13 protein-coding genes and 1 pseudogene are annotated in these 15,150 nt (G+C 37.0%); 4 read left to right on the top strand and 10 right to left on the bottom strand.

All coding sequences use genetic code 11. The annotated features are described in order from the left end of the window. Window positions 1-9: 9 nt before the first annotated feature. The 10 genes from LS66_RS03385 to LS66_RS10045 all read right to left on the bottom strand — a co-directional run bounded on the left by LS66_RS03385 (window position 10) and on the right by LS66_RS10045 (window position 8,327). A complete protein-coding gene (locus LS66_RS03385) occupies window positions 10-507 on the bottom strand; it encodes a flavodoxin (protein ID WP_011115554.1) in 498 nt (165 codons plus the stop codon). 151 nt (window positions 508-658) lie between these two features. Next, window positions 659-1,465, bottom strand: coding sequence for a MetQ/NlpA family ABC transporter substrate-binding protein (locus tag LS66_RS03380; RefSeq protein WP_011115555.1), 807 nt, complete (start codon window positions 1,463-1,465; stop codon window positions 659-661). 50 nt (window positions 1,466-1,515) lie between these two features. Then, the gene (locus tag LS66_RS03375; RefSeq protein WP_034365833.1) at window positions 1,516-2,349 is read right to left on the bottom strand and encodes a MetQ/NlpA family ABC transporter substrate-binding protein; all 834 of its coding nucleotides are present in this window, start codon (window positions 2,347-2,349) and stop codon (window positions 1,516-1,518) included. Between the two features lie 23 nt (window positions 2,350-2,372). Further along, window positions 2,373-2,972 carry a methionine ABC transporter permease gene (locus LS66_RS03370; protein ID WP_226989508.1) on the bottom strand — a complete coding sequence of 200 codons (600 nt, stop codon included), beginning with the start codon at window positions 2,970-2,972 and terminating at the stop codon, window positions 2,373-2,375. Between the two features lie 121 nt (window positions 2,973-3,093). Beyond that, window positions 3,094-4,149: a methionine ABC transporter ATP-binding protein gene (locus LS66_RS03365; protein ID WP_011115558.1), complete on the bottom strand. Its 1,056-nt coding sequence runs from the start codon at window positions 4,147-4,149 to the stop codon at window positions 3,094-3,096. A gap of 92 nt (window positions 4,150-4,241) precedes the next feature. After that, window positions 4,242-5,018 (bottom strand): pseudouridine synthase, encoded by a 777-nt coding sequence (locus tag LS66_RS03360; RefSeq protein ID WP_011115559.1) that lies wholly within the window; start codon window positions 5,016-5,018, stop codon window positions 4,242-4,244. Next, entirely contained in the window at window positions 5,019-6,152 is a 1,134-nt protein-coding gene (locus LS66_RS03355; RefSeq protein ID WP_034365830.1) for a tetratricopeptide repeat protein, read from the bottom strand. A gap of 66 nt (window positions 6,153-6,218) precedes the next feature. Continuing rightward, window positions 6,219-7,427, bottom strand: coding sequence for a 2,3,4,5-tetrahydropyridine-2,6-carboxylate N-succinyltransferase (locus tag LS66_RS03350; protein ID WP_034365829.1), 1,209 nt, complete (start codon window positions 7,425-7,427; stop codon window positions 6,219-6,221). A gap of 222 nt (window positions 7,428-7,649) precedes the next feature. Next, window positions 7,650-8,123: a DUF302 domain-containing protein gene (locus tag LS66_RS03345; RefSeq protein WP_034365828.1), complete on the bottom strand. Its 474-nt coding sequence runs from the start codon at window positions 8,121-8,123 to the stop codon at window positions 7,650-7,652. 27 nt (window positions 8,124-8,150) lie between these two features. Continuing rightward, entirely contained in the window at window positions 8,151-8,327 is a 177-nt protein-coding gene (locus LS66_RS10045) for a hypothetical protein (RefSeq protein WP_158295427.1), read from the bottom strand. A gap of 218 nt (window positions 8,328-8,545) precedes the next feature. On the opposite strand from LS66_RS10045, the gene LS66_RS03340 reads away from it, so the two are divergent. From LS66_RS03340 to LS66_RS03325, 4 genes and pseudogenes are all read left to right on the top strand, one after another. Beyond that, on the top strand, window positions 8,546-10,765 hold the full coding sequence (locus LS66_RS03340) for a TonB-dependent receptor domain-containing protein (RefSeq protein ID WP_034365826.1): 2,220 nt from the start codon (window positions 8,546-8,548) through the stop codon (window positions 10,763-10,765). Between the two features lie 98 nt (window positions 10,766-10,863). After that, the gene (aspA, locus tag LS66_RS03335) at window positions 10,864-12,303 is read left to right on the top strand and encodes an aspartate ammonia-lyase (protein ID WP_034325964.1); all 1,440 of its coding nucleotides are present in this window, start codon (window positions 10,864-10,866) and stop codon (window positions 12,301-12,303) included. A 79-nt stretch (window positions 12,304-12,382) separates the two neighbouring features. Beyond that, window positions 12,383-13,810 carry an anaerobic C4-dicarboxylate transporter gene (locus LS66_RS03330; protein WP_034365825.1) on the top strand — a complete coding sequence of 476 codons (1,428 nt, stop codon included), beginning with the start codon at window positions 12,383-12,385 and terminating at the stop codon, window positions 13,808-13,810. A 182-nt stretch (window positions 13,811-13,992) separates the two neighbouring features. After that, window positions 13,993-15,150: pseudogene (locus tag LS66_RS03325) on the top strand (cache domain-containing protein); the annotation flags it as partial.

Genomic DNA, 15,150 nt, shown 5'->3' with positions numbered 1-15,150 from the left:
AAATAAATATTAAGCAAAAGCACCTTTAAGTGTCTTTACCCACGCTTGAATTCTGCTATCTGTCATATCTTCTTGATTAACCTCATCAATGACTAAGCCTACAAACTTTCCATTTACAACTGCCAAACTCTCATCAAAAGTGTAGCCATCTGTGCTTGTTTGTCCAATAATTTTTCCTTGTTTTGATACTTTTTCATAAATATGTGCAATACCATTACAAAAAGTTTCGCTATAAATTTCTTGGTCGCCAAGCCCTACAAGAGCGATAGTTTTACCTGAAAAAGCAGCTTCATCAATACTAGAAAGAAAACTATCCCAATCATCTTGTAAATCACCTGAACCATAAGTAGGTGTAGCAAAAATAAGATTCTCAAATGCACTTAAATCATCAGCTTTACTTGAAGCAACATCAAATATTTGACAATCGCCTAATTTATCAGCAATTTTTTGAGCAACTTCTTGCGTAGTACCACCATCGCTTCCATAAAATAAACCAATTTTTTTCATATATGTCTCCTAAAATATTAAAATAATCTCCTTTACTTTATACTATAAAAACTAATACAAGGTAAGAAGACTAATCTCCTTAATCTCAATTAATTCTTATCCAGCAAACCCAAAAGAAATAAGATTCTTAAATAAACTTTTGCAAGTGCACTTAAAATACAGGCACAATCTCGCCCTGATAGTGCTGCTGAATAAAATCTTTTACTTTTTGAGATTGCAACGCATTTTTAAGCTTTTGGAGATTCTCATCATTCACTCTTGTGCTTTGCACAACTAGAATATTCGCATAAGGCGATTGTGAGCCTTCCAAAAAAAGTGCATCAGAGCTTTTTAATCCAGCTTGAAGTGCATAATTGCCATTAATCACTGCACCATCAACATCATCTAAAGTGCGGGGCAAAAGTGCTGCTTCAACAGGCTTAATTTTAATACTCTTTGGATTCTCAACAATATCAAGCTCTGTAGCATTAAGGTTATTAGTATCTGCAAGCTTTATTATGCCTTTAGAATCTAACAAAAGAAGAGCCCTTCCACCATTACTTGGGTCATTAGGAATAGCAATAGTAGCACCTTGAGGAAGAGAATCTATATCCTTAAATTTATGTGAATAAAATCCAAGTGGCTCAATGTGAATACTTGCAATAGATTCTAAATTAAGCCCTTTATCTTTTTTAAGCGCATCAAGAAAAGGCTTATGTTGGTGATAATTCGCATCAAGAGAACCATCATTTAAGCTCACATTAGGTGTTACATAATCTGTAAATTGCACGATTTGCAAATCAATACCCTCTTTTTCCAAATCAGGTTTAATAAATTCAAGAATCTCTGCGTGTGGCACAGGGGTTGCGCCCACTTTAAGCACAACTTTTTCTGCTGTGCCATCTTGTGATGTATTTTTCTCATCACTACAACCAAAAAACACTAATCCTACTAAAATAAAAGTAAGTAACTTTTTCATTAATTCTCCTTAAAATAAAATTAATCTGCCTTACACAATGTAAGGATTGCCTAATTTTCTGCACCCACAGGAATAATTTCCCCTTTATACTTTGAGAGAATAAACTCACGGGTTTCTTTACTCAAAAGCACCTCTTTAAGTGCCAAAATACGTTCATCACTTTGATTATCCTCACGCGCTACAAGCACATTCACATATGCACTTTTGTCATTTTCGTGAAAAAGCGATTGAGTGATACTCATCTGTGCTTGCAAGGCATAATTTGCATTAATCACTGCGCCATCAACACTATCAAGCACCATAGGCAGAGAAGCTGCTTCCATAGGTTTAAATACAAGATTTTTTGGATTCTCAATAATATCCATCTCTGTAGCATTAAGGTTACTTGAATTTGAAAGCTTTATTATTCCATTATCGTGGAGCAAAATAAAAGCTCGTGCCATATTAGATGCATCACCCGGAATAGCAATAGTCGCACCTTGTGAGATAGAATCTATATCTTTAAATTTATGTGAATAAAATCCAAGTGGCACAACATATATAGGCGCAATTGCTACAAGGTGATAACCCTTTTGAGCATTAGTATTATCCATAAAAGGCTTGTGTTGATACATATTTGCATCACTACTTCCTTCGGCTAAAGACACATTAGGCACAACATAATCCGTAAAATACTGAATAAGCATTTGCACTCCTTTTGCCTCAAGCTGTGGCTTAACATACTCTAAAATCTCCGCAGCAGGGACAGGTGTTGCACCTACTTTAAGTATTTGTGTCATCTCATTGCTTACTTCTTGATTAATTTTACCTTCTTTTTCACTTGAACAAGCCACATAACCCGCTCCCAATGCCAACACAAAAACTAACTGCACAATATTTTTCATAAAACCTCCTTAAACAAAATAAATTAACGATGCTGACGCAAACGTTTAATGAGTAAATCACCGCTTGATTGAATACATTGCACAATCACAATCGTGCATATTACCGCATATGCCAATATATCAGGCTTAAAAGATTGAAAGCCTATGCGATAGGCTAAGTCTCCCAACCCTCCAGCACCTACAACTCCAGCCATAGCAGAAAAGCCAACTAAACTTACAGCTGTAATAGTGATAGCATTAGCAAGTGAGGGCAAACTCTCACTAATCATCATCAAAATAATGCGCATTTTGCTTGCCCCCATACTCATAGTAGCCTCTATAAGCCCTTTATCAACCTCATCAAATGCTCCTTCAAAAAGTCGCGCAATAAAAGGAGTGGCTGCAATAACAAGTGGAATAATCGCAGCAGTGCTTCCAATGCTCGTGCCAATTAAGTATTTTGAAAGAGGCAAAAGCAAAATAATAAGCACGATAAAAGGGAATGAACGCACAACATTGACAATCGCTCCTAAGATTCTATAAAACAAAGGATTTGCTAATATGCCAGAAGGCTTAATCACGCTTAATAATACCCCCAAAGGTAATCCAAAAATCATAGCAAAAAGCGAAGAGAAAAAAACCATATAGAGCGTTTCGCAACACGACTTTACTAAAGTAAAGATTATAGGATTTTCAAAAGTAGAGCGCAAAAATATAAGCCAATGTTTCTCGCAAAAATCTAAAAACTCTAACATAAATGACCCTTCACACTGCCTTAGATTCTATTTTTTGAGAGAGTTGAATAGAATCTGTATTTTGACACATAAGATTCAAATCCTCAATACTCACACCTTGCTCTTTAAGCCACGAGAGTGCTTTGTCTCTTTTATCATCTGTTGCTATAAATTTTAATACTAAATGCCCAACCTCTCCTGTCGCAAGCTCATCAATATTGCCACTTAAAATATTTACATCAACATCAAATTCTCGTATCATTTGACTTACAAGCGGCAAATGTGCGTAAGGACCAGTAAATATAACTTTATATACATTATGCAAATCTTTCAAATGCGAAATAATATGTCCTTCATCTTGAGGTAAAAATGAAATAAGTTCCCGAGTAATGGGATGTTTAGGGGCAGCAAAAACTTCGGCAACGCTGCCACGCTCCACAATAGCACCATCACTCACAACACACATTTTATTGCAAATCTCGCGCACGACCTCAATTTGATGTGTAATCAACACTACACTTAAACCCAAACGCCTTTGAATATCGCGCAAGAGGGCAAGAATTGATTTTGTCGTTTTAGTATCAAGAGCCGAAGTTGCCTCATCACATAAAAGCACTTTAGGGTGATTAGCTAACGCTCTTGCTATTGCTACTCTTTGCTTCTGCCCACCACTAAGCTGACTTGGAAAAAAGGAGGCTCGTTCACTTAAACCCACAAGCTCTAAAAGTTCATCAACACGAGGTTTTATCGCTTTTTTATCCCATTTAGCAATCTCCAAAGCAAATGCAACATTATCAAATACATTTCTTGCACTTAAAAGATTAAAATGTTGAAAAATCATACCAATTTTTTGTCTTTGCATTTGCAATTCTTTTTGTTTTAAGCCAAGCATATTCACGCCATCAACAAAGAGTGTGCCACTTGTAGGCTCTTCAAGACGATTGATAATACGTATAAGTGTGCTTTTACCCGCACCTGAATAACCAATAATCCCCATAATATCGCCTTTTGCTACTTCCAAATCTATATTTTTAAGAGCAACAAATCCATTTGGGTAAGTTTTATTGATGTGGTTTAGCTTTATCACACCGCATTCCTTTTAATACTTTTATATTTTTAAAAACTGCGCATTATATCACAAATTTTAAAAATACCCTATGTATTAATTTCCCTGTTTTTTTACATCTGGGGATTATTGGCTTTGTCTATTTTATCCCGTAAAAAAATGTGTAAATCTCTATATTCTTCGTGTGTAAAAAACCGCTTTTTCCCACAAGGTAAGGCATTTAAATGCACAAATCCATAGCTTATGCGTCTTAAATCTAATACTTCACGCCCAAAAGCTCCAAAGAATCGGCGTAACTCCCTATTTTTTCCTTGTGCAATACTAACTTTGATTTTAGAATATCTTCTATCATTTTTAAGAATCTTATAAGAGTTAAAAGGAGCAAACTCCATACTTGTAATATGACTTTTGCTATGTGCTCCAACTCTCGTATCTTCACTAATAAGCCCATTTTCCATAGCACTAATGATTTCTTGGGTGATAAAGCCATTAATTTTAAGAATATATGTGCGCAATAAATCAGATTCCATAAGAGCTCTAGCAACAGGTGTGCTATCGGTAAGAATAAGCAATCCCTCACTTGCAAAATCCAATCGCCCCACATATACAAAATGCTTAAATTTTGCTTCTAAACTCTCGTATATTACTCGCCTACCACGCTCATCACGTTTGCTTACAATTTCGCCTTTGGGTTTATGATATACGATACAAGTAAAGTGCTCCTTGGGAATAATCTTTTTGCCATCAATAAATACTCGTTGATTTGCACCCAAAAGAGAATGTAATGTCGCCTTAGTTTTTTCAATATTAACCCGCCCTTGAGAAATGAGTTTATCAGCCTCACGCCGAGAATATTTTGTATGATGAGCAATATATTGATTAAGGCGCATCTATTTTAAGCCAAATATTGGATTCCCTCCATTTACGCTTCCTCTTGTTTTTATAAGTGAATAATTATTACAACCCGATTCAATTCCATAATCACACGCTAAACCAAAAAGTTCAATCGCTTTACGCTTATCCTGCCTCACACCAAACCCACCATCATAAAGCACACCTAAATTGTTACAACTTTGAATATGCCCACTATCACACGCAAGCGTAAAATATTTTGCTGCATTATAATAATTCTTATCTGCACCATTTGAGCCAGTAGCATACATCCAACCTAAATTTCCACAACCTATAATATCACCTTGCTGACAAGCAACATAATTCATCTCAACATAGCTCATCTTATCTTTTGTCATACCATACACATTATAAGTATTACTCATAAGCCCTAAATTATAACAGCCCAAATCGCTCCCGAGCTGACAAGCGCTATTATAATAAGCTAATGATTTTTGGTAATCTTTTTTGACACCTACGCCATTAGCATACATCCAACCTGCATTAGTACAACCTAGAGAATCTCCCCCTTGACAAGCCACCTCATAGAGCTGTGCTGCTTGAACTTTATCTTCTTTAACGCCCTCACCATTATCATACGCCATTGCAAGATTCGCACACGCCACAGCATCACCACCTGTGCAAGCTTTATAGTAATAATTAACTGCCTTTTGAGGGTCTGGTACACCTGAATTTGCTCCATACATATAAATAAGTCCAGAACCAAAACAACCTGCAGCATTACCTTGATCACAAGAGCGTGCAAAGAGATTCAATGCGCTTTCATAATCTCCATCTCTTGCAAAAACCATTGCTGATTTGAGGGTATTATTTGATTCATTAACATTCTCAAGCATATCCTCAATGGGTGCTCCATTGATTTGATTAGCAGGAGTAAGAGGAGCAGAGCCCAAAAGCCCTGCAGGAATATTTGTATTTTGATTGTTTTGGATAGGCGATGTAGGCTGAGTATTTTGAGGCAAATTTGATACATTAGGAGCAATAGGATTTGTGGTATTTTGTGAGTTGGGTAAAGGTTGTGTGGAAACTTCCCCTGCCGTCTCCTCTGGCTCTGCAAATCCTATCCCTACAATACATATTATTGCCCACATAAGCGCAAAAATCTTTTTCATCACACTATCCTAAGTAATAAATTTGCCTTTCAAAGCAAATGGCTTTAAGCAAATATAATACCATAATTAATGCAAAGCTGTATTAAGCTCAATTTTTCTATTACTCCTAAAAGCTATCATCTTGCCACTTTGACTATCACAGCGAAAATGAATGCCGTGTTTGCCTGAAAGCTCTCTTCCTTTATAAAAATTATTTTCCTTAATAGCAAATGTATCATTTATTTCAGCAATTTTTGCAGCTTCCTCAGGTGCAATATAAAATACTCCTCCAGCAAGAACGGCAATACCTCCATCAACAATGCACCCATCGCCCAAGCTAATACCGGTGGCACTATTAACGCCTAAAAGACAATTTTTACCAATACTTATAGGCTCGGAATTTCCTCCACTTAATACGCCAAGGATACTCGCACCACCTCCCACATCAGTGCCTTCACCTACCACCACACTTGAGCTAATGCGCCCCTCATTCATACAAGCTCCCATTGCTCCAGCATTGAAATTCACATAACTTGCTCCGGGCATTTGGGTATAGCCACCTGTTCCTAAATACGCTCCAAAGCGCGTTTTGGAACTATCAAGTAGGCGAATATTATCATATTGTGGAATCACCTGCATTAGGTATCGTGGAAACTTATCTACAAAATCAATATGAGGAAACTCGCCCTCCATTTTAAGACGAATCTCATTTTCTCTTAGCCATTCCAATTCATAGGGTTTATTGCCGCTCCAAGCGACATTTTGCAGCAATCCAAAAATACCATCAAGTTGCAAAGAACGCAAAGGCGCTTTGCCTAAAGATAAAGCCAAAAGTTTAAGATATGCAGATTCTACGCTTTCGCATTTTTCATCTTTATAGATAACACAGAATCTATACCGAGCTCTACCACCCTTTGTTTTTAGCCTGCCTTTATTTGCTTGTTTTTTAAGCTCTAAAATGACTTGAATATTTTTGTGCGTTTGAGAATCGCTTAATGCCTCATTTAAGAAGGGAGTGTAAAGCTCAAGTGCCTTATACACAAATTCCTGATTAATGCCATACACCGCTTCATTATCACTTTGAGCTATGAGTTCACCAGCTTTTGCACTCTCACATAGCACGGCATAAGTGCCGAGATTCTCTCCTTTCCAATTCATCGTAGGATAAGTTGCGCACAACACTGCCTTAGACTTTTTACCAATCTCCACACGCGCAATACCAAAACCTAATGGTTCTTTATACGTTGCTGACTTTTGGTATTCATCAACAAATAACTTAAATTTCTCAATACCCATATATTCTCCTTAATTCCTTTAATGATATAAAATTTGTAACTTGGTATTTTACATTATTTATTCTAAGATAACAAATAGTAAGTAAAAGCAACATTAATCCCCCTTTAATGCAAAAAGCAAGAAGTTTAAATTATAAAATTTAAAATCTTGCATTCATAAAAAAGCTAAAGAGTAAATTTATAAGCTTTTAGAATATTTATAAACAAATAGATTCTATCATTGCTAAAGTTTGTTGGTTTTTGGCACAGCGATTTTACCACCATACAAAGAATTTATTTTGACAATATCTTTTAGCAAATTATCTATATTTGTTACAACCTGCTTGTTTTTTATTTTATATCGTTTTGCAAGTTCTTTTATATCTGTATATGTGATATATACATTATTTTTAGAATCTTGCCATACAGAAATCTTGAGAGGCAGATGAGTGGCTATTTGCTGATTCTCTTGCATCAAAAGCGTTCCAACTTTTGGATTCCCAAAAACTATTACCTTTGTAGGATTAAGTTCTAATCCTGCTTCTTTAGCATTTTTGCTATGGTCAAATTCTGCAAAAATGGGTATATTCTTTTGCATTATAGTATTTTTAATGTTTTTATAAGTAGTATCAAAATTATATGTGCTTTTTAGTGCCTCTGCACTGTTTGCTATTTGAGCTATGGCAAACAAAGAAAATATGATTTTTTTAATACCCATTGAAATTCTCCTTAAACTTAAATTCATTTAATATCCTAACTCATATTCCGAACTTGATTTAAAAGCATTTTTATATGGTGCGTCCCACCAACTACAAAAATCAAGTGCGTGTGTCTTCCTACAATCTGCCGATGGCTCACGAGCAGGTGTTAGCCCACAACTACAAAATAAAAGAGGAATAAACAAAAGCAATATTATTTTCAAATATCCTCCTATGCGCTAGACACAATACTTATACAAGAAAAAATGCAATAAATATTAAAGCATTTTGATATTTATAGAATCTAGCAAAAAATAATCAAAATTTCTAAACAAAAATCACTCTTTACATTTTAGTAATTATTCCTATAATAAATTTTATTTTAAGTTTTGTATGCTAAAATCTCACCTCATAAAAAATAATTTGCATAAAAGGAGATAAAATGATAACGATAAGTAGAATATTAATATGTGGAGGTTTAACCTGCTGTCTATGTCTTTTTGGATATGCCGATGAGATAGGCAATGAAACTTTTTCGGATACGACAGAATCTACAAAAGAAAAGTCATCTTCAAGTGCAACGCGCAATGTCAAATTACAAGAATCTATCGTTACTGCCGCTTCAGGGAGTGAAAAAAATGTAGTTGATGCTCCTGCTTCTGTTAATATTGTTACCAAGGAAGAATTAGAGCAAAAACCTTTTAGGGATTTGGGCGAGGCACTCAAAGAAGTGCCCGGCGTGAGCCTTGATGAAACCTCCAACAAACTCGGTGCTTCTGCTATTTCTATTCGCGGTATGCCATCAGGTTATACACTTTTTTTGGTTGATGATTTAAGGCAGAATCCTAGTGGCGATGTCGCCACTGCAAATTTAGGTGCTGGTGTGTATAATACTTTTATCCCTCCAATGGGTGCGATTGAGCGTATTGAAGTTATCAAGGGACCTATGAGCACACTCTATGGAAGTGATGCGATAGGGGGTGTTGTCAATATCGTTACTAGACCTATTACAGATAAATGGCACACTTCTTTTCAATCTCAAATCATTGTGCCTGAATCTTCTACTTTTGGCAACACTTATCAAAACTCACTTTGGACGCAAGGCAAACTTACAGAACATTTAGGATTGACTTTAAGAATGCGTCAGATTCATAGAAATCCAAGTGATAGACCTAAAAATGACTTAGGGCAAGATGTCAATACTTTTTTTGGCACAAAATTTTCATTACTCAATGTCGGCACAAGGCTCACTTGGCTACCTGATAGTAAAAATATGCTCTATGCCGATGTGGATTATACAACCTCAACTTATGATAATCGTAAGGGCGAGATAGGAACACTTGGTGTAAATTCTAGTAATGGGAGAGGAGGCTATGAAAAAGATGTAGGTGTGGATAAGATTCTTGGGGCTATTGGGCATAAGGGTTCTTATGATTTTGGGACTTGGAAAAATACCTTGCAATTTATGCGGACAAATAATACAGGGCGACTTGTAGCAGGAAATACTAGCTCTCCAAATCTTGGTAAAAACAGAGATATTGCCTCTAATGATGTGATCGCCGATACGCGACTTTTGCTTCCTTTAGGAGAAAGCAATATTTTAAATGTCGGCGCAGAATATCGCTTTGAGAATTATTACGATTTAGCTGCTACTCCTGCAAGTCATAATCGCCATACTTTCGCACTTTTTGCTGAAGATGAATATAATATCTTTGAGCCACTTACATTCACACTCGGAGCAAGATACAACTATAATGACAAATTTGGTTCAAATGTGAGTCCTCGTGCCTATCTTGTATATGAGATTCTTGATGGCTTTGCTTTGAAAGGTGGGGTAGCCACAGGATACAAAGCTCCTTATGCAAATCAGCTCATTGATGCTGTATATGGATATGGGAGTCAAGGCACACTTGCTTTTTTAGGTAATCCAAACCTTAAGCCAGAAACTTCAGTGAGTTATGAAATAGGCACAATCTTTGATGGACAATATTTTGATTTTTCTTTAATGTTTTTCCGCTCAAATTTTAAAGACAAAATTGAAAGCACAAGGGTGAGTAAAAATGCAAATGGTGCTTTTTATGAAATTACTTGCCAAAATTACGGAGGGAACAGTCAACACGGAGGGAACAGTCAACAATGTAGTCTCGCTATTAATGCAGATAGTGCATTTTCTCAAGGTATAGAATCTAGCTTTGGCATAAAACCCATTTATGGTGTAGGATTTGATGTGGCTTATACCTTCGTAGATTCCGAAATTACTTCAGGAAACAATAAGGGCAGACCGCTTTCAAGCGTGGCAAAGCACAATATCGTTTCTAAGCTTTCTTACACGCATAATAAATTTAATATCTACCTGCAAGGACAACACAAAGCAGGTTTGCTTAATACAAGCGCATTAGGCGATACTGCCGCCGCAATAGCGATTAGAAATACGCTTGGAGGCACATATTATAAACCATACACGATTGTCAACCTTGGTTTAGGTTATAAAATTACAGAATCTATCCGCTTAAATGGTGGTGTGTATAATCTCTTTGATACAAATTTTATTGATTTTAGAAATTATACATATGGTAATAATCAAAATGGCAATGTCAATATGCACGGAGCGTATATTCAAGAGGGGCGCAGATATTGGGCAAATATCACACTTGATTTTTAAACTATTCAAGTTTAGTTTAATCTTTGAGAATATATAATTCTTGTAAATTATCTAATGATTCGTGATAATTTACCTAATAATACTTACAGGAGTTTAAAATGGGCAAACGAGTAGAACACGATTTCATCGGTGAGCTAGAAATAACTGATGATGTATATTATGGGGTGCAGACTTTTAGGGCATTGCAAAATTTCAACATCACAGGGGACAAGCTAAGTAGCTATCCTAGCTTTATTAAGGCGTTCGCGCAAGTAAAAAAAGCTGCTTGTTTGGCAAATTATGAACTTAAATTGCTTGATGAGCAAAAAAAAGATGCTATTTGTAAAGCTTGTGATAGGCTTATTGCAGGCGAGCTAAGGGAGCAATTTGTAGTAGATATGCTTCAAGGTGGAGCTGGAACAAGCACAAATATGAATGCAAATGAAGTGATAGCAAATCTTGCCTTGGAGATTATGGGGCACAAAAAAGGCGAATATCAATACTGCCATCCAAATGACCACGTGAATCTTTCACAATCTACAAACGACTCGTATCCTACTGCTATCCACGTGGCACTATATGCGGAACTTTCAGCTCTTGCAAAAGATATGGGCGTGCTTAAAGATTCTTTTGAGAAAAAGGCAAAAGAGTTTAAGGATGTGCTTAAAATGGGGCGCACTCAACTTCAAGATGCTGTGCCTATGACTTTAGGACAAGAGTTTCACACTTTTGCAGTGATGATGGGAGAAGATATTGCGCGTGTGCTTGAAGCAAGAAACCTTGTAACTGAAATCAATATGGGCGGGACCGCAATTGGGACAGGCATAAACTCACACCCTGATTACCCAAAAATCGTTAAAGACAAGCTATGCGAAGTTACGGGGAATCCATTCAAAACCGCTGATGATTTGATTGAGGCTACACAAGATACAGGTGCGTATGTGCAAGTGAGTGGTGTGCTTAAAAGAGTGGCAGTTAAGCTTTCAAAAATGTGTAATGACCTGCGCCTTTTGAGTTCTGGTCCTCGCGCTGGACTTAACGAAATCAACCTCCCCAAAATGCAGCCCGGAAGCTCGATTATGCCCGGAAAAGTGAATCCTGTAATCCCCGAAGTTGCAAATCAAGTGTGTTATGCGGTGATTGGAAACGATGTAACCGTAAGTTTTGCGAGCGAGGGAGGACAACTTCAACTCAATGTGTTTGAGCCTGTTATTGCATATGGATTGTTTAATTCTATCTCTATGATGAGAAATGCTATGCTCACTCTTGCTAGTAAGTGTGTCGATGGCATTACTGCAAATGAAAAAGTATGTAGTGATTTCGTGTATAACAGCATTGGTATTGTTACCGCACTTAATCCTTACATCGGCTATGAGAACTCCGCGTCAATCGCTAAAGAATCTTTACAAACAGGTAAGCCTGTGAAAGCAATTGCACTTGAACGAGGACTTTTAAGTGAGGCACAACTCAATGAGATTTTCCAACCACAAAATATGCTTAATCCTCATATGAGTGCTGAAGATAAGGCGAAATTCCAAAAAAATTCGCCTTTTGCATAATCTCTTTGTAAAGTGTTTTTAGAGGAGTAGCCAAAGGCACTTCTTTAAAACTTACAATTTCATTTTTTAAGGATTTTTTATGGAAATAATATTACTGGTTTTACAAGTAGCAGTGCTACTTGGTGCGATTTTCTTAGGTATCCGACTAGGAGGTATGGCGATAGGTTATGCTGGAGGATTCGGTGTTGTAGTGCTTTGTCTCGTGCTCGGTATGAAACCCGGAGATATTCCTTGGGACGTGATTTTAATCATTATGTCTGTGATTGCAGCGATTGCGGCAATGCAACTTGCTGGTGGGCTAGACTATATGGTGCAAGTGGCAGAAAAAATCTTGCGCAAGAATCCAAAATACATTAACTACCTTGCTCCAACGGTTACATATTTCCTTACATTCTTAGCTGGCACTGGGCATACAGCATTTTCAATGATACCTGTGATTGTAGAAGTGGCAAAAGAGCAAAACATTAAACCTTCCGCACCTCTTTCAATCGCCGTTGTCGCTTCACAAATTGCCATTACGGCAAGTCCTGTGAGCGCGGCGGTGGTGTATATGAGTGGAGCACTTGAGCCATTTGGGTGGAGCTACCCTACATTGCTTCTTGTGTGGTTGATTACGACTTTTAGTGCGTGTATGCTGACAGCACTTGTTGTAAGCAAGTTTTTTCCGCTTGATTTGAGTAAAGACCCTGTGTATCAAGAGCGTCTTAAGGCTGGGCTTGTCAAACCTTCTATGGGTGCGCAGCACATCGAACTCAAAAAGGGTGCAAAATTGAGTGTGGCGATTTTCCTCATCGGTGTTTTGTGTGTGGTGATTTATGCGACTTCAATTTCTGATGTTGTGCGTAAGCCTTTCTTGGATATCCTAAATGGTGTGATTGTAAGCAATAATGGACAAGGGCTTATGGCAGGTATTGCTGAATTTATGAGAGGCTACATTGACCCAGTGAGATTACCACGCGATGGAGCGATTATGGCATTTATGTTAGCTATTGCTACTTGTATTACGATTTTTTGCAAGATAGATACAGGCAAACTTCTTGAAGCCAGCACTTTTAAGGCAGGTATGACAGCTTGTATTTGTGTGCTAGGCGTTGCTTGGCTTGGCAATACCTTTGTTGCCGGATACAAAAAAGAAATTGGAGATTTAGCAAGCAACCTTGTAGGTGATTATCCTGCACTTTTAGCAGTGGCACTTTTCTTTGCAAGTATGTTGCTTTACTCTCAGGCAGCAACAGCAAAGGCTATTATGCCTGTGGTCATTGGTGCGCTTGGTATCACTGCGGTTGCTCCAGAATCTTCTTATATTTTGGTGGCAAGTTTTGCAGCGGTTTCAGCACTCTTTGTGTTGCCAACATACCCAACCTTGCTTGGCGCAGTGCAAATGGACGATACTGGCTCAACACGCATTGGCAAATATGTCTTTAATCACAGCTTCATTGTGCCGGGCACACTTGCGATAATCTTTGCAGTAGGGCTTGGGTTTATAGTCACTCCTCTCTTTGCTTAAGATGTCTCTATATGCAGGAGCATTCAATGAATATCCTTGCGTATAGATTCTATTTTATTATTTATGTAAAATATATCGTTTTTTCTATTTGTTGGTATTGTTGGTATTATCTTAAAAATCATTTTTTATATTGATAACATAACAACTATTTTTATCAAACTTAGTTTAAAAAAGGTCGTATTATGAACATTTTTTCTCGTCTAAATGTTGGTGCAAAGGTAGCGTGTGTAGTAACTGCATTTGTAGTAATTTGTGTAAGCATATTGGCATTTTTTATTATTTCCGCTTCAAAGCATTCACTTGAAGAACAAGCTCATAGAATTGTAGAACAGGCCTCTTATCGCTACGGCAATATCCTTGATATGGTAAGTTCAGAGGTGCTTGATACATTATTTGTTGGTGCTACTGCTATTAATACTCAAATTGAGCACAATACTATCAGTGCCGAGCGTCTAAAGGATATTGTCACTGCAATTCCTAATAATATCAACAGCATTGAGTATGCGTATTTATTTATGCCTCAATTTATGGGTGAAGAACTCATCATTCTCGCACAATCAAATGGAAAAGAGGGACAAAAAGCTGCCATTATCAAGTCCGAACCCATCATTAAAACATTTACATCTATACAAGGTGCTATTGCAAACAATAAACCGAGTTTGTCGCACCCTGCAATCATCAATTTTCAAAATAAAGAGTTATATGCACAGGGCTTTGGTGTCCCCATACACGATAAAAATGGCAAAGTTATAGGTGCATTAGGTGCTTTTATAAATTTTGCCAATATTGGGATTCCTCTATTAAGCGAAGAGGCTAGAGTTTTTAATGATGACCAAAGGTTTGTTATAGATGAGCAAGGCACGATAATCATCAATCAAAATCAAAATTTTATAGGCAAAAAGCTTGATGAAATCGTTCCAACACAAGAAACAAAAAATATTATTATTGCTGCCAAAGAGGGAAAAGATGGTATTTTCCCTTACCGCACAGCCGCAGGAATTGAAGGTATCGTCGGTATGCGCTCTATAAAGCCACTCAATGAGGGTAATATGTATTGGAATGTCTTATCATATATCCCCAATAAATCCATTAATGAACCACTTGTAGAACTTCTATGGATTATTATTGCTTGTAGCATAGGGACAATATTAATTATTGTCATAGGCACGATGTATTATTTACGCACCTGTGTAGCTAAACGCATACGATTAATACTTAACGCACTTACAAGCTTTTTTGCCTATCTCAACCACGAACGCAAAGATGCACCACAACCTCTTAAGATTGTTGCTCAAGATGAATTAGGTGAAATGGGTAATGCTATTAATGATAATATTCAA

This window comes from Helicobacter sp. MIT 03-1614 (genome assembly GCF_000762925.2).
In the GTDB taxonomy this organism is placed as follows: domain Bacteria; phylum Campylobacterota; class Campylobacteria; order Campylobacterales; family Helicobacteraceae; genus Helicobacter_C; species Helicobacter_C hepaticus.
This window is presented reverse-complemented; position numbering and strand designations above follow the sequence as displayed.